General features: G+C 66.2%; 13 protein-coding genes. 8 read left to right on the forward strand and 5 right to left on the reverse strand.

Annotated elements, in window-relative coordinates; translation table 11 throughout:
- Positions 1 to 259: 259 nt before the first annotated feature.
- The gene (gene gltD / locus ACR2JI_RS10305; RefSeq protein ID WP_526389979.1) at positions 260 to 1726 is read right to left on the reverse strand and encodes a glutamate synthase small subunit; all 1467 of its coding nucleotides are present in this window, start codon (positions 1724 to 1726) and stop codon (positions 260 to 262) included.
- Positions 1719 to 6293 (reverse strand): glutamate synthase large subunit, encoded by a 4575-nt coding sequence (gene gltB, locus ACR2JI_RS10310; RefSeq protein ID WP_526389980.1) that lies wholly within the window; start codon positions 6291 to 6293, stop codon positions 1719 to 1721. Before gltB ends, gltD begins: the two co-directional genes overlap by 8 nt.
- A 296-nt stretch (positions 6294 to 6589) precedes the next feature.
- On the opposite strand from gltB, the gene ACR2JI_RS10315 reads away from it, so the two are divergent.
- From ACR2JI_RS10315 to ACR2JI_RS10345, 7 genes are all read left to right on the forward strand, one after another.
- On the forward strand, positions 6590 to 7699 hold the full coding sequence (locus ACR2JI_RS10315; protein ID WP_526389981.1) for a DUF6779 domain-containing protein: 1110 nt from the start codon (positions 6590 to 6592) through the stop codon (positions 7697 to 7699).
- Positions 7700 to 7779: 80 nt separating this feature from the next.
- The gene (locus tag ACR2JI_RS10320) at positions 7780 to 8733 is read left to right on the forward strand and encodes a Rossmann-like and DUF2520 domain-containing protein (protein ID WP_526389982.1); all 954 of its coding nucleotides are present in this window, start codon (positions 7780 to 7782) and stop codon (positions 8731 to 8733) included.
- Positions 8688 to 9662, forward strand: a complete 975-nt coding sequence (gene panC / locus ACR2JI_RS10325) for a pantoate--beta-alanine ligase (RefSeq protein ID WP_526389983.1) — start codon at positions 8688 to 8690, stop codon at positions 9660 to 9662. The genes ACR2JI_RS10320 and panC overlap by 46 nt, the downstream gene beginning before the upstream one ends.
- Positions 9663 to 9708: 46 nt before the next feature.
- Positions 9709 to 10524 carry a type III pantothenate kinase gene (locus tag ACR2JI_RS10330; RefSeq protein WP_526389984.1) on the forward strand — a complete coding sequence of 272 codons (816 nt, stop codon included), beginning with the start codon at positions 9709 to 9711 and terminating at the stop codon, positions 10522 to 10524.
- Between the two features lie 62 nt (positions 10525 to 10586).
- Complete coding sequence (gene lysS / locus ACR2JI_RS10335) at positions 10587 to 12086, forward strand: lysine--tRNA ligase (protein ID WP_526390054.1); 1500 nt, start codon at positions 10587 to 10589, stop codon at positions 12084 to 12086.
- Positions 12087 to 12189: 103 nt separating this feature from the next.
- Positions 12190 to 12534 (forward strand): histone-like nucleoid-structuring protein Lsr2, encoded by a 345-nt coding sequence (lsr2, locus tag ACR2JI_RS10340; protein ID WP_526389985.1) that lies wholly within the window; start codon positions 12190 to 12192, stop codon positions 12532 to 12534.
- 212 nt (positions 12535 to 12746) lie between these two features.
- On the forward strand, positions 12747 to 15266 hold the full coding sequence (locus tag ACR2JI_RS10345) for an ATP-dependent Clp protease ATP-binding subunit (RefSeq protein ID WP_526389986.1): 2520 nt from the start codon (positions 12747 to 12749) through the stop codon (positions 15264 to 15266).
- A 64-nt stretch (positions 15267 to 15330) separates the two neighbouring features.
- On the opposite strand, the gene ACR2JI_RS10350 is transcribed toward ACR2JI_RS10345, so the two are convergent.
- Positions 15331 to 16692, reverse strand: coding sequence for a serine hydrolase (locus ACR2JI_RS10350; protein ID WP_526389987.1), 1362 nt, complete (start codon positions 16690 to 16692; stop codon positions 15331 to 15333).
- Positions 16667 to 16984, reverse strand: a complete 318-nt coding sequence (gene mhuD, locus ACR2JI_RS10355) for a mycobilin-forming heme oxygenase MhuD (RefSeq protein WP_526389988.1) — start codon at positions 16982 to 16984, stop codon at positions 16667 to 16669. The genes ACR2JI_RS10350 and mhuD overlap by 26 nt, the downstream gene beginning before the upstream one ends.
- A gap of 73 nt (positions 16985 to 17057) precedes the next feature.
- Here mhuD and ACR2JI_RS10360 point away from each other — a divergent pair, with 73 nt between their 5' ends.
- Positions 17058 to 17774 (forward strand): alpha/beta fold hydrolase, encoded by a 717-nt coding sequence (locus ACR2JI_RS10360; protein WP_526390055.1) that lies wholly within the window; start codon positions 17058 to 17060, stop codon positions 17772 to 17774.
- Between the two features lie 68 nt (positions 17775 to 17842).
- Here ACR2JI_RS10360 and ACR2JI_RS10365 read toward each other — a convergent pair whose 3' ends face one another.
- Positions 17843 to 18730 carry an iron-sulfur binding domain-containing protein gene (locus tag ACR2JI_RS10365; RefSeq protein ID WP_526389989.1) on the reverse strand — a complete coding sequence of 296 codons (888 nt, stop codon included), beginning with the start codon at positions 18728 to 18730 and terminating at the stop codon, positions 17843 to 17845.
- Positions 18731 to 18744: the final 14 nt, after the last annotated feature.

Consider the following 18744-nt stretch of genomic DNA (forward strand, 5'->3'; position numbering starts at 1 on the left):
GCGGTGATGAGACGCTCATGCCGGGCCGGGAACTCCCGATTCTTGACCGGGTGACGGAACAGCGACCAAGCCATCCGCCTGACCCGGGAACGCGTTATCGGAGTGAGGTGCACGGGGCCTCTCCTGTGGTCGACATCGTTGGCAACCGGGGCTCGCCGTGAAGGTCGGCGTCCCACCCCAGCAATTAGAGCTGGATCACATTCACAACGGCGGGAGGCGCGCCGATGCAGGTCAGATGTTGCTTATGTTACGAATGGGACTAACGTTGCGGGGCTGCCGTCGGCCGAATGGGAGCTGGCAAAGCCGTATGACCCATCAGGTGACGGTCGACCCCGGCCGCGGCGGCTCGGCCCTCGGCGATCGCCCACACGATCAGCGACTGCCCTCGGCCCATATCGCCGGCGACGAACACCCCGGGCACCGACGTCTCGAAGTCGGCACTGCGGGCAACATTGCCCCGGTCGGTCAACTCCACACCGAGCTCGCTCAGCAGGCCCGGACGTTCCGGCCCGACGAAACCCATCGCCAGCAGCACCAGGTCGGCCTCGAGTTCGAAGTCGGTGCCCTCGACCTTCTCGAAGCGCCCGGCTTTCATCTCGACCTCATGGGCCCGCAGTCCGGTGACCGCTTCCGCGCTCCCCAGGAACCGTTCGGTGTTGACCGCGAACACCCGCTCGCCGCCTTCCTCGTGCGCCGAGGACACCCGGTACATCAGCGGATAGGTGGGCCACGGTGTGGAGTCAGCCCGCTCTTCGGGCGGGCGAGGCATGATCTCGAACTGGTGCACGCTGGCCGCACCCTGGCGGTGCGCGGTGCCCAGGCAGTCCGCGCCGGTGTCGCCACCGCCGATGATCACCACCCGCTTGTTTTTTGCGGTGATGGGCGGCTGGCCGTCGGCGTCGAGCACCGGGTCGCCGTGGGTGGCCTTATTGGCCCACGGCAGGTACTCCATCGCCTGGAAGATTCCCGGGAACTCCCGGCCCGCGATGGGCAGGTCGCGCCAGTCGGTGGCGCCGCCGGCCAGGACTACCGCGTCGAACCGCTCGCGGAGTTCCTCCGCGGTGATGTCGACGCCGACATTCACACCGGCCCGAAACGTCGTGCCCTCGGCCGCCATCTGCTCGAGTCGGCGGTCGATGTGGCGCTTCTCCATCTTGAATTCGGGGATCCCGTAACGCAGTAGCCCGCCGATGCGGTCGGCACGCTCGAACACCGTGACGTCATGGCCGGCCCGGGTCAGCTGCTGGGCCGCGGCCAGCCCGGCCGGACCGGATCCGACGACGGCAACAGACTTCCCAGTGAGAACGTGGGCCCGTTTGGGCACCACCCAGCCCTCATCGAAGGCGTTGTCGATGATCTCGACCTCGACCTGCTTGATGGTCACCGGATCGGAGTTGATCCCCAGCACGCACGAGGCCTCACACGGAGCCGGGCACAGCCGCCCGGTGAACTCCGGGAAGTTGTTGGTGGCATGCAGCCGGTCGATCGCGTCCTGCCAGCGGTCCCGATAAACCAGGTCGTTCCACTCCGGTATGAGGTTGCCCAGTGGGCAGCCGTTGTGACAGAACGGGATTCCACAATCCATACACCGCGATGCCTGCTGCTGCAGGGACTCGTGATCGAAGTCCTCATAGACCTCGTTCCAGTCACGCAGACGCAACGGGACCGGCCGACGCTTCGGTGTCTCCCGGCGGGTGACCTTCATGAAGCCGCTGGGATCAGCCACGGGACGCCGCCATGATCATCTCGTCGACATCCGAGCCGGTGCGCTCGGCCTCAGCGATCGCCTCCAGGACTCGCTTGTAGTCGCGCGGCATGACCTTCACAAAATCTCCCGCCTGTCGCGGCCAGTCGGCCAGGATACGCTGGGCCACAGCAGAATCAGTGGCATCGCGGTGGTTGGTCAGCATGGCGCGCAGCCAGTTGAGGTCATCATCGTTGAACGTCTCGAGATCCACCATCTCGGTATTGAGGTTGCTCGCCAGGTTGCCGTGGGGGTCATAGACGTAGGCCACCCCACCGGACATGCCGGCGGCGAAGTTGCGGCCCGTCGGACCCAGGATCACCACCTTGCCTCCGGTCATGTACTCGCACCCGTGATCGCCCACACCTTCGACCACCGCATGCGCACCGGAGTTCCGCACGGCGAAGCGCTCACCCACCGTGCCGCGGATGAACGCCTCACCACTGGTGGCGCCGAACAGGATCACGTTGCCACCGATGATGTTGTCCTCGGCGAGGAAACCCTTCGGAGCCTGTTCGGACGGACGCAACACGATCCGGCCACCGGACAGGCCTTTGCCGACATAGTCGTTGGCATCGCCGTGTACCCGAAGCGTGATACCCCGCGGCAGGAACGCACCGAAGCTGTTGCCGGCCGAGCCGTCGAAGGTGATGTCGATGGTGCCGTCCGGCAGGCCTTCGCCGCCATGGGCTTTCGTCACCTCGTGGCCCAGCATGGTTCCCACCGTGCGGTTGGTATTGGTGATCTTCATCGAGAACTTCACCGGCGTGCCCGAATCCAGAGCCTCCCGGCTTCTGATGATCAACTGCTGATCCAGCGCCTTGTCCAAGCCGTGGTCCTGGCGTGAACTGCAGTACAGATCCTGGTTCATGAACGCCGAGTCAGCCTCGTGCAGCACCGGGGAAAGGTCGAGCTTGTGGGCCTTCCAATGCGCCGCCGCCCGGGTGGTGTCCAAAGCACTCACCTGGCCCACCATCTCATTGACGGTGCGGAAGCCCAGTTGCGCCATCAACTCCCGAACCTCTTCGGCGATGAACATGAAGAAGTTCTCCACGAATTCCGGCTGGCCGGTGAACCGTTCACGCAGCAGCGGGTTCTGGGTGGCCACACCCACCGGGCAGGTGTCGAGGTGACACACCCGCATCATGATGCAGCCCGACACCACCAGCGGTGCGGTGGCGAATCCGAATTCCTCAGCACCCAGCAACGCGGCGATCACCACATCGCGTCCGGTCTTGAGCTGGCCATCGACCTGCACAACGATCCGGTCACGTAATCCGTTGAGCAACAGGGTCTGCTGGGTTTCGGCCAGGCCCAACTCCCACGGTGCGCCGGCATGTTTCATCGACGTCAGCGGTGTGGCACCGGTGCCACCGTCATGGCCCGAGATCAGCACCACATCCGCGTGCGCCTTGGAGACACCGGCGGCGACGGTTCCGACACCGTTCTCACTGACCAGTTTCACGTGGATGCGCGCGGCCGGGTTGGCGTTCTTCAGGTCATGGATCAGCTGCGCCAGATCCTCAATGGAGTAGATGTCGTGATGCGGCGGCGGTGAGATAAGCCCGACGCCCGGTGTGGAGTGACGCACCTCGGCCACCCACGGGTAGACCTTGTGACCCGGAAGCTGGCCACCCTCACCGGGTTTGGCGCCCTGGGCCATCTTGATCTGAATATCTGTGCAGTTGGTCAGGTAGTTGCTTGTCACACCGAACCGGCCGGAGGCCACCTGCTTGATGGCGCTGCGGCGCCAGTCACCATTGGCATCATGGGTGAACCGGCTGACAGCCTCGCCGCCCTCGCCTGAGTTTGACCGCGCACCGAGGCGGTTCATCGCGATTGCCAGCGTTTCGTGCGCTTCGGCGGAGATCGAGCCGTAGCTCATCGCACCGGTGGAGAACCGCTTGACGATGTCGACGGCCGGCTCGACTTCGGCGATCGGCACCGGCGGGCGCACACCGTCGGCGAAGGTCAGCAGGCCGCGCAGCGAGGCCATCTTCTCGCTCTGGTCGTCGATCAGCTGGGTGTACTCCTTGAAGACCGAGTACTGCCCGGTTCGGGTGGAGTGCTGCAACTTGAACACCGTATCGGGGTTGAACAGGTGGTACTCGCCCTCGCGGCGCCACTGGTACTCCCCGCCCACCTCGAGCTCGCGGTGTGCGCGCTCATCGGGCCGGTCCAGGTAGGCAAGTTCGTGGCGGGCGGCGACGTCGGCGGCAATGTCGTGGAGGTCGATACCGCCCACCGGGCAGTGCAGGCCGGTGAAGTACTCGTCGAGCACCGCCTGGGAGATACCGATCGCCTGGAACAACTGTGCCCCGGTGTAGGAGGCCACCGTCGAGATGCCCATCTTCGACATCACCTTCAGCACACCCTTGCCGGCGGCCTTGATGTAGTTCTGCAGTGCCTTCTCGCGGTCGATGCCCTCCAGGACGCCGCGGTCGATCATGTCGCTGATCGACTCGAACGCAATGTAGGGGTTGATCGCAGCGGCTCCGCAGCCGATCAGCATCGCCATGTGATGCACCTCGCGGGCGTCGCCGGCTTCGACGATCAGCCCGACCTGGGTGCGGGTGCGCTCGCGCACCAGATGGTGATGGACGGCGGCAACCGCCAACAGCGACGGGATCGGCGCGATGGTCTCGTTCGACTCCCGATCCGACAGGATCAGGATCCGCGCACCGTCGGCGATCGCGGCCGATGCCGCCTCGCGGAGGCCGTCGAGTGCTCGGCGAAGACCATCGCCTCCCTCGGCCACCGGGTACAGGCACCGCAGGATCGCCGCACGCATGCCATGCCGATGGCCGTGCACCTCGTCATCGGGGTTGAGGTTGACCAGTTTGGCCAGCTCATGGTTACGCAGGATCGGGTGCGGTAGCAGGATCTGGTGACACGACTCCGGCGTCGGGTTGAGCAGGTCGCCCTCGGGTCCGACGGTGGCCTGCAGGCTGGTCACCACTTCTTCACGGATGGCATCCAATGGCGGGTTGGTCACCTGGGCGAACAACTGCTGGAAGTAGTCGAACAGCATCCGGGGCCGGGCTGAGAGCACGGCGATCGGAGTGTCGGTGCCCATCGAACCCAACGACTCCGCACCGGTTCGCGCCATCGGGGCGACGAGCAGGTTGAGCTCCTCGTAGGTGTAGCCGAAAGCCTGCTGACGCAGCACAACCCGGTGATGCGGCATCCGGATGTAGGGGCCCTGCGGTAGGTCGTCGAGGTGGAACTGCTCGGCGTCCAGCCACTCCTGGTAGGGGTGGGCGGCGGCCAGTTCGGCCTTGATCTCCTCGTCGGCGATGATGCGGCCCTGGGCGGTGTCGACCAGGAACATCCGGCCCGGTTGCAACCGAAGGCGCTGAACCACGGTGGCCGGGTCGAGGTCGAGCACACCGGCTTCGGACGCCATGACCACCAGGCCGTCCTCGGTGACCCAGATCCGCGAGGGCCGCAGGCCGTTGCGGTCCAGGACCGCGCCGACAACGGTGCCATCGGAGAAGCACACCGAGGCGGGACCGTCCCACGGTTCCATCAGTGCGGAGTGGTAGCCGTAGAAGGCGCGCCGCGCCGGGTCCATGGCCTCGTTACGCTCCCAGGCCTCGGGAATCATCATCAGGACCGCGTGCGGCAGGCTCCGCCCGCCCAGGTGCAGCAGTTCGAGCACCTCGTCGAACCGGGCGCTGTCGGAGGCACCCGGGGTGCAGACCGGGAAAATCTTCTCGACATCGGTGCCGAAGATGTCGGTGTCAATCAGCGCCTCGCGGGCGCGCATCCAGTTCTCGTTGCCGGTGACGGTATTGATCTCACCGTTGTGGGCGATACGGCGGAAGGGGTGCGCCAGCGGCCACGATGGGAAGGTGTTGGTGGAGAACCGCGAGTGCACAATGCCCAGCGCACTGGTGACCCGCTTGTCTTGCAGATCCAGGTAGAAAGCTTTGAGCTGCGGGGTGGTGAGCATGCCCTTGTAGATGAAGGTGCGGCCGGAAAGGCTTGGAAAATAGACGGTTTCGCGCCCGGGGCCGTCCTGGCCGGGCCCCTTGGTACCCAGCTCGTGCTCGGCGCGCTTGCGGATTACATACGCCCTGCGCTCCAACTCCATATCCGCTGCGCCCGCGATGAACAGCTGACGCAGGGTGGGCATGGCATCACGGGCCAGTGCGCCCAGCGAGGAGTCGTCGGTGGGCACCTCGCGCCACCCCAGAACGGTCAGTCCCTCGCTCTCGACGATCCTCTCCAGCGCCTCGCACGCGGCAACGGCCTCCCGGGCCGATTGCGGCAGGAAGGCGATACCGGTGGCGTAGGAGCCCTCGGGCGGCAACTCGAAGTCGACCACCGCGCGCAGAAACGCATCCGGAACCTGCAGCAGGATTCCGGCGCCGTCCCCACTGTTGGGTTCAGCGCCGGCCGCGCCGCGGTGTTCCATATTCAGAAGGGCGGTGATGGCGTGATCGACGATGTCGCGGCTACGCCGGCCGTGCATATCCACGACCATCGCCACGCCGCACGCATCGTGCTCGTAGGCGGGGTTATACAGTCCGACACTGCTGGGCATACGCACCTGACCCTTCACAAGATTTCGCACCGCGATTCATACGACGGCACCGCGCCCCGTCGGGTTCCTCCGTGCGTCGGTGAACGGCGGCCCTTCTGTGGTGTCAACAGGTACGGAAACGATATGCAAGCTCGACCTGACACGCCAACTTAGCCCATCCTAACCGAGCAGGTCGGGTCGGATCTCCGGTCGGTCGATGTGCGCTGAAAGTATTGCCGCGGCGCTGGTGTTTGTCGCGGGCCCGGCGTGGGCTTGTCGCAGCGGGCAACGGCATTTCAGGCGGTACAGTCACGCGCATGAGCGTCCCGCCACGTGGCGCCAGAAACCGGCGCCGCGGTCAACGGCCGGGTTGGCTGCTGTTGTCCGCGTTGCTGGTGCTGGCCATCCTGGCCAGCGCAACCATCGTCTTCACCAACAAGGTGGAGTTGCTGCGTCTGGCCGTCATCCTGTCGCTGTGGGCTGCGGTCCTGGCGGCATTCGTATCCGTCGTCTACCGCCGGCAGAGCGAACTCGACCAGGCCCGTTCGCGGGATATGAAGTACGTCTACGACCTCCAGCTCGACCGGGAGATCGCCGCCAGGCGGGAGTACGAGCTGAGTGTCGAAGCTCACCTCCGCAGGCAACTGAGCCGGGAACTGCGCGCAGAGGCCGGTGATGAGATGGCCGCCCTGCGCGCGGAGCTGATATCGCTGCGATCGCACCTCGAAGCGCTGCTGGGCACCGATCTCGGCGAACGTCCGGCCCTGGCGGCCGACCGGGTCACGATGGCGCCACCGGCGCAGCTGGGACGGGTGCAGAGCAGTCGGGTCACGGCGGTGATCACCGAGGAGTTCCTCGAAGTCACCGAAGAGACCGTCACCGACGAGACCGTCTCCGAGGTCGCCATCACCGCCGAAACCATCGTCGAAGAGGTAGTCGAGGCCACCCCCGAGGCCACCCCCGAGGCCACAGTGGAGCCGCTGGCTGCTCCTCCCCCGCCGCCGCAGGAACCCGTCTGGCAGCCGCCGGAGTACCGCGGCTCGCACCGGCGACCCAACGAGCCTGTCCCCAGCCCGGCGATGGCGCCACCGCTCCGGCCGCCCGCGCCACCCCGACAACCGGCGGCCCCGTGGCGGCCGCCGGAGACCCAACCTCGACGCGGTCGGCACTGGGTGCCCGAGGACGCCTCGCAGGCCCAGCCCCCGGCACCTGCGGAACCCGTCCTCGCAACCCAGCCCGATGCGCTCCGGGGCCGGCACCGCGACCCTCTGGACACCGGCACACCAACTGCGGCCGACCATCGGGAAGAACCGCCCGTCGAGGACCAGGGCCAGCACACCGGCGGCCATTCGGTCGCCGACCTGTTGGCACGGCTGCAGGTCAACACTCAGGTCGGCGGGGGCGGACGCCGCCGCCGCGAAGACTGACCGGGCGATAGACTCTCCGTATCCGACCGGTACCCGCAGTACGGGACCGGAACAGTCTTGAAATCAGTGAGGTCGTCGCGATGGGGACCCCCAACGGCTTGCGCCCGGCACGGCTGAAGGTCGGCATCATCTCCGGCGGCCGGGTGGGTACCGCGCTGGGGATGGCCCTTGAGCGAGCCGAGCATGTCGTGGTGTCGTGCAGTGCGATCTCAGCGAGCTCGCTCCGGCTTATCGAACGGCGGCTTCCGGACACCCCCGTACTGCCGGTGCCGGAGGTGGCCGACAGCGCTGAACTGCTGCTGCTGACGGTGCCCGATTCCGAGCTTCCAGGCCTGGTCAAGGGCTTGGCCGCCACCGGGGCGGTCAGGAGCGGCACCATCGTGGTCCACACATCGGGCGCCAACGGCATCGGCCTGCTGGCCCCGCTGACCGGCCAGGGGTGTCTGCCGCTGGCAATCCATCCGGCGATGACCTTCACCGGATCCGACGAGGACGTCGAACGGTTGGCCGACACCTGCTTCGGGATCACCGCCGCCGATGAGACCGGTTACGCGATCGCCCAGTCACTGGTGCTCGAGATCGGCGGTGAACCATTCCGGGTCAGGGAGGATGCCCGCACGCTGTATCACGCGGCCCTGGCGCATGGCAGCAACCACATCGTGACCCTGGTCGCCGATGCGGTGGAGGCCCTGCGGGCGGCGTTGTCCGGACAGGAGTTGCTCGGCCAGGAGATGGTCCTGGACTACCCCGGCGGACTCGCCGAGCGGATCATCGGCCCATTGGCCCGGGCCGCCATGGAGAACGCCTTGCAGCGCGGCCAGGCCGCGTTGACCGGACCGGTGGCCCGCGGCGACGACGCAGCGGTCGCCGCCCATCTGGGCGCGCTCAACGACGTCGACCCGCAACTGGCGCGCGCCTACGGTGCCGACGCACTCAGAACCGCACAACGGGCTCACGCCCCGGAGGAGGTCTTCGCCGTGTTGGACGAATGGACGCGACCGGCGGGGCCGCACGCCCAGGGACCAACGGCGTGACGGCTAAGGCGCCGCAGTTCAGCGCCGGGCAACTCAACGTCTACCCGACACCGCGTTCGGTGTCCGACGTTTGCCGAGCGCTGCGCCACACCGGCCGGCGGATCATGTTGGTTCCGACCATGGGCGCACTACACGAGGGCCATCTGGCCCTTGTCCATGCGGCTAAGCGGGTGCCCGGCGCGGTGGTGGTGGCCTCGATTTTCGTCAACCCGTTGCAGTTCGGGGCGAACGAGGATCTGGAGGCCTACCCGCGCACCCTCGACGCAGACCTTGAGATGCTCGGCGACGAGGGTGTCGAGGTCGTCTTCACCCCGGTACCGGCCGCGATGTATCCCGAAGGACCGCGCACCACCGTTCATCCGGGACCGTTGGGCACCGAACTCGAAGGCGCCCTTCGCCCAACGCATTTCGCGGGAATGCTGACTGTCGTTCTCAAGCTGCTGCAGATCGTGGGACCCGACCGCGCTTTCTTCGGCGAGAAGGACTATCAGCAACTGGTGCTGATACGGCAGATGGTGGCCGATCTCAACATCGACACTCGGATCGTCGGTGTACCGACCGTGCGCGAGCCCGACGGCCTGGCTAGGTCGTCACGCAACGTCTACCTCTCCCCCGACGAACGCGAGCAGGCCGGCGCGTTGTCCGCCGCGCTACTGGCGGGCGCGTACGCCGCCGGAGGCGGGCCGGCAGCCGTTCTGGACACGGCTCGGGCAGTGCTCGACGAGGTGCCCGCATTTGATGTCGACTACCTCGAACTGCGCGGGCCCGGCCTGGAACCGACACCGGCGGCGGGCCCGGCCCGATTACTGGTCGCTGGTCGGCTGGGCACTACCCGACTACTGGACAACGTCGCCATAGAACTGCCGGGCAGCGACATCGCCCCGGCGACAGCGGGTGCTGAGCACCCCGAGATCTCTTGGCGGAACTGATGTTTGGCACGATGCTCGATTCGATGATCAGCCGGGGGCGGTAGCCGTGCTACTCGCCATCGACGTCCGCAACACCCACACGGTGGTGGGTCTGATCTCTGGCTCCGGCGATCATGCCCGCGTGGCGCAGAACTGGCGGATCCGCACCGAACCCGAAGTAACCGCCGACGAACTAGCGCTCACCATCGAAGGCCTTATCGGCGAGGACTCCGAACGTCTCACCGGTGCGACCGGCCTGTCGACGGTGCCCTCAGTACTTCACGAGGTGCGGGTGATGCTCGACCAGTACTGGCCGTCCATCCCGCACGTGTTGATCGAACCCGGTGTGCGGACTGGGATTCCGCTGTTGGTCGACAACCCCAAGGAGGTCGGAGCGGACCGGATCGTCAACTGCCTGGCTGCCTACGCGAAGTTCCAGACCGCTGCGATCGTGGTCGACTTCGGCTCCTCCATCTGCGTGGACGTGGTCTCGGCCAAGGGTGAGTTCCTCGGCGGTGCGATCGCACCGGGCGTACAGGTGTCCTCCGATGCAGCGGCCGCGCGCTCGGCCGCACTGCGGCGGGTCGAACTGACGCGGCCCCGCTCGGTCATCGGGAAAAACACCGTCGAGTGCATGCAGTCCGGCGCGGTCTTCGGCTTCGCCGGCCTGGTGGACGGCCTGGTGTCGCGGATCCGAGCCGACGTCGACGGGTTCGCCGGCGATGACGTCACGGTGGTCGCAACCGGCCACACCGCACCCCTGCTACTCCCCGATCTCACCGGTGTCCACCACTACGACAAGCACCTCACCCTCGACGGGCTGCGGCTGGTCTACGAGCGCAATCGGGACGGTCAGCGCGGCCGCCTCAAGCCCGCTCGCTGAGCCGCCGTTTAAGCTGGCACGCCGTGAGTGATGCGGACCGACCGGACACCGGTCAACGGGAGATCGACCCTGACGGTGCCGACCTGCCCGAGCAGTTCCGCATCCGGCAGGCCAAGCGCGAGCGACTCCTCGAGGAAGGCCACCAGCCGTACCCGGTGACCGTGGCGCGCACCCACTCCCTGGCCGACATCCGCACCGCACATCATGACCTGCCTGCCGATACCAGCACCGGCGAGATCGTCGGCGTCACCGGACGGGTGGTTTTCGCCCGCAACTCCGGCAAGCTCTGCTTCGCCACCCTGCAGGAGGGCGACGGCTCCCAGTTGCAGGCCATGATCAGCCTGGCCGGCGTCGGGCAGGAATCGCTGGACGCCTGGAAATCCGCCGTGGACCTCGGTGACATCGTCTTCGTGCGCGGAGAGGTGATCAGCTCCCGGCGTGGCGAGCTGTCCGTACTGGCCGACTCCTGGCAGATGGCGGCCAAGGCCCTGCGACCCCTGCCGGTGGCGCACAAGGAGATGAACGAGGAATCCCGGGTCCGCCAGCGCTACGTCGACCTGATCGTGCGGCCGCAGGCACGCGCGGTTGCCCGCCAGCGGATCGCCGTCGTGCGCGCGGTGCGCAACGGACTGGAACGGCGTGGGTTTCTCGAGGTCGAGACCCCGATGCTGCAGACCCTCGCCGGCGGGGCTGCTGCGCGGCCGTTTGTGACGCATTCCAACGCCCTCGATGCCGACCTTTACCTGCGGATCGCCCCCGAATTATTTCTCAAGCGCTGTGTTGTCGGCGGACTGGAGAAGGTTTTCGAGCTCAATCGCAATTTCCGTAACGAAGGCGCCGATTCAACACACTCCCCCGAATTCGCAATGCTCGAGACCTATCAGGCCTGGGGAACTTATGACGATTCGGCGCTGATGATCCGCGAACTCGTCCAGGAGGTGGCCGATGAAGCCATCGGCACCCGGCAGGTTCCATTGGCGGACGGCACCGTTTATGACCTCGACGGCCAATGGCAGTCCCTGCAAATGTATCCCTCGCTGTCGGAGGCGCTCGGCGAGGAGATCACCCCGGAAACTCCGCTGGAGTATTTACTCGCCACTGCCGACCGTCTCGAACTGGAGATTCCCAGAGACCGCGGATACGGCCACGGGAAACTGATCGAAGAACTCTGGGAGCACACGGTCGGCGACGCATTGTCCGCTCCGACCTTCGTGAAGGATTTCCCGGTCGAGACGACTCCGTTGACCCGCGAGCACCGCAGCATTCCCGGTGTGACCGAAAAATGGGACCTTTACGTTCGCGGTTTCGAGTTGGCCACCGGATATTCCGAGCTCGTCGATCCGATCATCCAGCGGGAGCGGTTCGAGGCCCAGGCCCGCGCCGCCGCCGCCGGAGACGACGAGGCAATGGCACTTGACGAGGACTTTCTGGCCGCAATGGAATACGGAATGCCGCCGACAACGGGAACCGGAATGGGACTGGACCGGTTACTCATGGCCCTGACGGGCCTGTCGATTCGCGAGACGGTTTTGTTCCCAATTGTTAAGCGCTCCGTGAACTGAACTGCGCAGATTCCATTGACGTTGTAATTTCAGCATCGGTTATGGCACATTAGTTGAAGTAGAAATTGTGCCGTTAGGCGCTAACCGGACAAACCGAGGAATCATGGCCAAAAAAGTAACCGTCACACTCGTCGACGATTTCGACGGTGAGGGACCCGCCGACGAAACTGTCGAATTCTCGATTGACGGTGTCAGTTACGAGATCGACCTTTCGGCCCGGAACGCCAAAAAAATCCGTGAGGATTTTAAGCAGTGGATCGACGCCGGTCGCCGGGTCGGCGGTCGTCGCCGCGGCCGTCCGGGTGGTTCGCCGGGCCGCGGACGGGCCTCGATCGACCGGGAACAGAGCGCGGCCATCCGGGAATGGGCCCGACGCAACGGCCACAAGGTGTCCACCCGCGGTCGTATTCCGGCCGAGATCATCGAGGCATTCCACGCCGCCGGCTGATCTGCGGCTCCCGGCGCGGTTTCGCTCCACGCGAAGTTGCTGGTCGGCCGGGAAATGTTTTCGCCTCGTCGGCGTTGGACTGCTGTATCCACCCCGTGGGGACGGGTACCTGAGCAGGGGAGAACACTCCCCCGCTCCCGCCCCACTAGAGTGGGCTAACAGGTGCGCGCTGCCCATCGCGGCACCCAGGTGACGGAAGCAGGTAACCACCGATGTTCGAGAGATTTACCGACCGCGCACGCAGTGTTGTCGTCCTGGCTCAAGAAGAGGCCCGGATGCTCAATCACAACTACATCGGCACCGAACACATCCTGCTGGGTCTCATCCACGAAGGTGAGGGTGTGGCCGCCAAGTCCCTGGAGTCCCTGGGGATTTCGCTCGAGGGTGTCCGCTCTCAGGTCGAGGAGATCATCGGCCAGGGCCAGCAGGCCCCGTCCGGTCACATCCCCTTCACGCCCCGCGCGAAGAAGGTTCTGGAGCTGTCCCTACGGGAGGCGCTGCAGCTGGGCCACAACTACATCGGCACCGAACACATTCTGCTCGGACTGATCCGCGAGGGCGAGGGTGTGGCCGCCCAAGTGCTGGTCAAGCTGGGTGCTGAGCTGACCCGGGTGCGCCAGCAGGTCATCCAGTTGCTCAGCGGCTACCAGGGCAAGGAGACCTCCGAGTCCGGCAGCGGTGGGCGCAGCGGTGAGTCCGGCAGCCCGTCGACGTCGCTGGTACTCGATCAGTTCGGCCGCAACCTCACAGCGGCCGCCATGGAGGGCAAGCTAGACCCGGTCATCGGCCGCGAGAAGGAAATCGAGCGGGTGATGCAAGTGCTGAGCCGGCGCACCAAGAACAACCCGGTGCTGATCGGCGAGCCGGGTGTCGGCAAGACGGCCGTGGTCGAAGGCCTGGCCCAGGCAATCGTCAACGGCGAGGTGCCCGAGACACTCAAGGACAAGCAGCTTTACACCCTCGACCTCGGGTCGCTGGTCGCCGGCAGCCGCTACCGCGGCGACTTCGAGGAGCGCCTCAAGAAGGTGCTCAAGGAGATCAACACCCGCGGCGACATCATCCTGTTCATCGATGAGTTGCACACCCTGGTCGGCGCAGGCGCGGCCGAAGGCGCAATCGACGCCGCATCCATCCTCAAGCCCAAGCTGGCTCGCGGTGAGTTGCAGACCATCGGGGCCACCACCCTCGACGAGTACCGCAAGTACATCGAGAAGGACGCCGCCTTGGAGCGCCGCTTCCAGCCGGTGCAGGTGGGTGAGCCGACGGTTGCGCACACCATCGAGATCCTCAAGGGTCTTCGCGATCGGTACGAGGCGCACCACCGGGTGTCGATCACCGACAGCGCGGTGGTGGCCGCGGCCACCCTGGCCGACCGCTACATCAACGACCGGTTCCTGCCGGACAAGGCCATCGACCTGATCGACGAGGCCGGCGCCCGGATGCGGATTCGCCGGATGACCGCTCCCCCGGACCTGCGCGAGTTCGACGAGAAGATCGCCGACGCCCGCCGGGAGAAGGAGTCCGCGATCGACGCGCAGGACTTCGAGAAGGCCGCGTCGCTGCGCGACCGGGAGAAGACCCTGGTCGCCCAGCGCGCTGAGCGCGAAAAGCAGTGGCGCTCAGGCGATCTGGACGTGGTCTCTGAGGTCGACGACGAGCAGATCGCCGAGGTTCTGGGTAACTGGACCGGCATCCCGGTGTTCAAGCTGACCGAGGAGGAGACGACCCGGCTGTTGCGTATGGAGGATGAGCTGCACAAGCGGATCATCGGCCAGTCCGACGCCGTCAAGGCGGTTTCCAAAGCCATCCGCCGCACCCGTGCCGGCTTGAAGGACCCCAAGCGCCCGTCCGGTTCGTTCATCTTCGCCGGCCCGTCCGGTGTCGGTAAGACCGAGCTGTCCAAGGCTCTCGCGGAGTTCCTGTTCGGTGATGACGACGCCCTCATCCAGATCGACATGGGTGAGTTCCACGATCGATTCACCGCCTCGCGGCTGTTCGGCGCACCTCCCGGATACGTCGGCTACGAGGAAGGCGGCCAGCTCACCGAGAAGGTGCGGCGCAAGCCGTTCTCGGTGGTGCTCTTCGACGAAATCGAAAAGGCGCACCAGGAGATCTACAACACGCTGCTGCAGGTGCTCGAGGACGGCCGTCTCACCGACGGCCAGGGCCGAACGGTGGACTTCAAGAACACCGTTCTGATCTTCACCTCGAACCTGGGCACCGCTGACATATCCAAGGCGGTCGGCCTGGGCTTCACCCAGAGCGGCGGGGACAACAACTACGAGCGGATGAAGCAGAAGGTTCACGACGAGCTCAAGAAGCACTTCCGCCCGGAGTTCCTCAACCGTATCGACGACATCATCGTTTTCCACCAGTTGACTCAGGACGAGATCATCGAGATGGTCGACCTGATGGTTGCCCGGGTTGGCAAGCAGCTCAAGGCCAAGGATATGGAGATGGAGCTCACCGACCAGGCCAAGTCGCTGCTGTCCAAGCGTGGCTTCGACCCGGTGTTGGGTGCCCGGCCGCTGCGGCGGACCATCCAGCGCGAGATCGAGGACGCGCTGTCGGAGAAGATCCTCTTCGACGAGATCCGACCCGGTCAGCTGGTCACCGTCGATGTCGAGGGCTGGGACGGGGAGGGGGCCGGCGAGAACGCGAAGTTCACCTTCAGCGGTGGGCCCAAGCGTGAGACTCCCCAGCCCGACCTGGCGAGTGCGACCACGGAGTAACACGAAAACGGTTGCGGGCGGTCACTTTCGGGTGGCCGCCCGCTTTCGTTTCTAGCGTCGGCGATCAGCGATAGTTCGGCAGGAGTCCGAAAACCTGCTTGATGATGGTCATGACCCATCCGCCGGCGCTCGGGCTGTGATAGCGCGGCCAGTTCAGTTGGAAGCTGACCACCCATGCCTGACCGGTGCGGTCCACGGCATACCAGCTGAAGGTCAGGTCACCGGGCAGGTTGCCCGCCTTGGCGCCGATGTAGGGCCACTCGGTGCGGTCTAGATCGATACCGGGGATCTCGGACATGATGGCCCTTACCGGCGCTGCCGGGCCGACGGCATTGTGCTGAAGGGCCGCGTGGACCCGGCAGATGTCCTCCGCGCTGCCGTACCACTCGGTGCCGTAGGCCGAACCGGGGGAGTGGGTGCGCTGCGGATCGGGTTCGTAGGGACGCACACTGGCTTCCTGCAATAGGGCGACGCGAGTCGCCGGGTCGGCGGTCTTCCATTGGGTGCGCAGGTCCGGGTTACCCCAACCGAGAGAGAAGATCTCCCGCATGGTGGGAAACGGCGTCATGCTCGCCGGATCGTGATGGCCGGCGGCGACAAGCGCCTGCTCGACGGCGCGGGTGCCGACCCGGTCGATCAGCAGATCAGTGGCCATGTTGTCACTGGTGGCGATCATCTTGCCGGCCGCCTGACGCACGGTGATGCGCGATCCCGGCGGCAGCTTGTCGAATCCGGAGGAGCCCAGTTTCTTGGCCTCGCTGGTGATCGTCAACAGGTCGTCCCAGCGCACCGTCCCCGCGAGGACAGCCCGTTCAACGGCGAACAGAACGTAGGTCTTGAATATCGACGCTAACGGCAAAGACTCGGAAGTGTTTGTGCCCGCGATCTTTTCGCAACGACCGCCGTTCACCTTCGACACCATGTAGGAGTATCTGGCGCCGGTCTTGCCGAGCGCGGTGTCGACATCCTGCCACGAATTGATCTTGGGTTTCTGGGTGGTGACCACCAGCCGACTGACCCAGGTCTGGTCGTTAGTACGTAGGTCGATGTCCTGGCGGGCCCCGAACGAGCTGACCACATGAAGCCGTGCCCAGCCGGCGCCGACCTCGGACCCGGTGAGCGTGTAGGGCCGGTCCCACCACAGTGAATCCATGGTCGTGGTGATCGGCTCGATCATGTCCGGAGCGGCCAGCGTGGCGATGCTCTGCGTTCCGATCGGCCATTCCGAGTTCAGCATGTCCATCACCTGCTGAGCACGCACGCCCTGCGGGGTGTTGGTTTCGATTCGCACGCCGGAGTTCGCAGCCGGGGCGCTGGGCTGAGCGCAGCTGGTCGTGAGGCTGATCGCTGAGGCGACTGCGATCGCGAGAGTCACCGTGCGGCGGAACCGCCCGGGGGAGTTATCCCTCGGAGTTGGAGCGGGCAACGTCGAGCACGACCTCGAACTCGAGCAGCTGGGAGCCGGTGGACACCGGGTTGGCGCGCTCACCGGCGTGGGCTGCGATGGCAGGTCCGCTCGCCCAGGCCTGGAAAGCCTCCTCGGACTCCCATTGCGTCACCACGAAGTAGCGGTTGTCACCCTTGACCGGCCGCAGCAGCTGGAACCCCAGGAACCCGGGCTGGTTATCAACCGCGTGGGCCCGGTTGCCGAACCGTTTCTCCAGCTCGGGGCCCGCACCGGGAGGTACCTCGATTGCGTTGATCTTCACCACGGTCATGGGGTCAGGTTACCGGCAAGATGGAGCGGTGAACTCCGTACCGCTGAGCTACCGCGGCGGGACAGGTCGCCCGATGGTCTTGGTGCACGGGCTGATGGGCCGCGGCAGCACCTGGTCGCGCCAGGTGCCCTGGCTGACCCGATTCGGGGCTGTCCACACCTACGACGCACCGGGGCACCGGGGTCGCGATGACGACCCGGGGGAGATCAGCACCGAACGGTTCGTCGATGAGCTCGGCGACGCGTTGGAGACACTGGGACAACCGGCGGTGCTGATCGGCCACTCGATGGGGGCGTTGCACTCCTGGTGCCTGGCGGCCCAGCGTCCCGAACTGGTTTCGGCACTGGTGGTCGAGGACATGGCCCCGGACTTCGTCGGCCGGACAGTCGGGGCCTGGGAGCCCTGGCTGCATGCGCTGCCGGTCGAATTCGACTCTGCCGCAGCAGTTGTCGCTGAGTTCGGACCTGTTGCGGGCCGGTACTTCCTGGAGTCATTCGACCGCACCGAAACCGGGTGGCGCCTGCACGGCAGACCCGAGCACTGGATCGCGATCGCGGGGGAGTGGGGCACTCGGGACTACTGGACACAGTGGCGGTCGGTGCAAGCACCGGTGCTGCTGATCGAGGCAGGGGATACCGTCGTGCCCCCGGGACAGATGGTGCGGATGCGCGAGTCAGCCGGCGGACCTGCAACTTATTTTCGGGTGGACGGCGCCGGACATCTGATCCACGACGACGCCCCGGAGCGCTACCGCGAGATTGTCGAAGCATTCCTCGCCGGCCTGCCCTAGCACCGTCCACGGGATGGTGGCCCGCATCGTCGCCTTCGCCACCCAACCACTCGGCTCCTCCCCGGGCGCTACACGCCCGCATCGTCGCCTTCGCCCGCCAGCGCGAACCGGCCGTCGGCCGTCTGCTCCACCAGTCCGTCGACCAGCAGTGAGTCCAGCGCTCGGTCGCGCTGGGCCGTGTCGCTCAGCCAGACCACGTCTAGCTCTGCCCGCTGCACCGGACCGGTGCCTGCTCGCAGCACATCGAGCAGCCGTCCGCGCACCTGGCGGTCGGTACCGGCGTAGGTCTGGGCGGGCTTACGGGGTCCTTCACCGGGCGGATAGCCGGCGGACCGCCAGGCGCACACGGTCAGCGGGCACACCCCGCACCTGGGAGTTCGCGCCGTACACACAGTCGCGCCCAGCTCCATCAGCGCAGCCGAAAAAACCGCCGCCACTTGACCTTCCGGCAGCAAGGCGGCGACGTCGGCGTGGTCGCGCACCGCCGACGGCGACCCCGCGTCGGCCCGGCCGTGCAGGGCGCGGGCGACCACGCGCCGAACGTTGATATCCACCACCGGGACGCGCTTTCCATAGGCGAAACAGGCCACCGCCCGCGCGGTGTACTCGCCAACGCCGGGGAGGGTCAGCAGTGTCTCGACATCGTCAGGCACTAGGTCACCGTGGTCGGCGGCGATCACCGTGGCACATTCGTGCAGGCGTTTGGCCCGGCGCGGATACCCGAGCTTGCCCCAGGCCCGCAGCAACTCCGCGGCCCCGGCGTCAGCGGTCACCGATGGGGTCGGCCACCGCGTGACCCAGTCCACCCAGATCGGCGCCACTCGGGCAACCGGGGTCTGCTGAAGCATGAATTCGCTGACCAGAATCTGCCAGGCGGTCACCCCGGGCGCGCGCCAGGGTAGATGACGTCGAGCCTTGCCGTACCAGTCGACGAGTTCGGCCGTCGGGATGCTCATGACCGAGGAACTCC

This window comes from Mycobacterium sp. (assembly GCF_051006775.1).
Taxonomy (GTDB): Bacteria; Actinomycetota; Actinomycetes; order Mycobacteriales; family Mycobacteriaceae; genus Mycobacterium.

What these genes read in the sequence shown, in the direction of transcription:
- gltB (WP_526389980.1), bottom strand. Translation starts at nt 6,293, where the DNA reads ATGCCCAGCAGTGTCGGACTGTATAACCCCGCCTACGAGCACGATGCG.
- ACR2JI_RS10315 (WP_526389981.1), top strand. Translation starts at nt 6,590, where the DNA reads ATGAGCGTCCCGCCACGTGGCGCCAGAAACCGGCGCCGCGGTCAACGG.
- ACR2JI_RS10320 (WP_526389982.1), top strand. Translation starts at nt 7,780, where the DNA reads ATGGGGACCCCCAACGGCTTGCGCCCGGCACGGCTGAAGGTCGGCATC.
- panC (WP_526389983.1), top strand. Translation starts at nt 8,688, where the DNA reads ATGGACGCGACCGGCGGGGCCGCACGCCCAGGGACCAACGGCGTGACG.
- lsr2 (WP_526389985.1), top strand. Translation starts at nt 12,190, where the DNA reads ATGGCCAAAAAAGTAACCGTCACACTCGTCGACGATTTCGACGGTGAG.
- ACR2JI_RS10345 (WP_526389986.1), top strand. Translation starts at nt 12,747, where the DNA reads ATGTTCGAGAGATTTACCGACCGCGCACGCAGTGTTGTCGTCCTGGCT.
- mhuD (WP_526389988.1), bottom strand. Translation starts at nt 16,984, where the DNA reads ATGACCGTGGTGAAGATCAACGCAATCGAGGTACCTCCCGGTGCGGGC.
- ACR2JI_RS10360 (WP_526390055.1), top strand. Translation starts at nt 17,058, where the DNA reads ATGGTCTTGGTGCACGGGCTGATGGGCCGCGGCAGCACCTGGTCGCGC.
- ACR2JI_RS10365 (WP_526389989.1), bottom strand. Translation starts at nt 18,730, where the DNA reads ATGAGCATCCCGACGGCCGAACTCGTCGACTGGTACGGCAAGGCTCGA.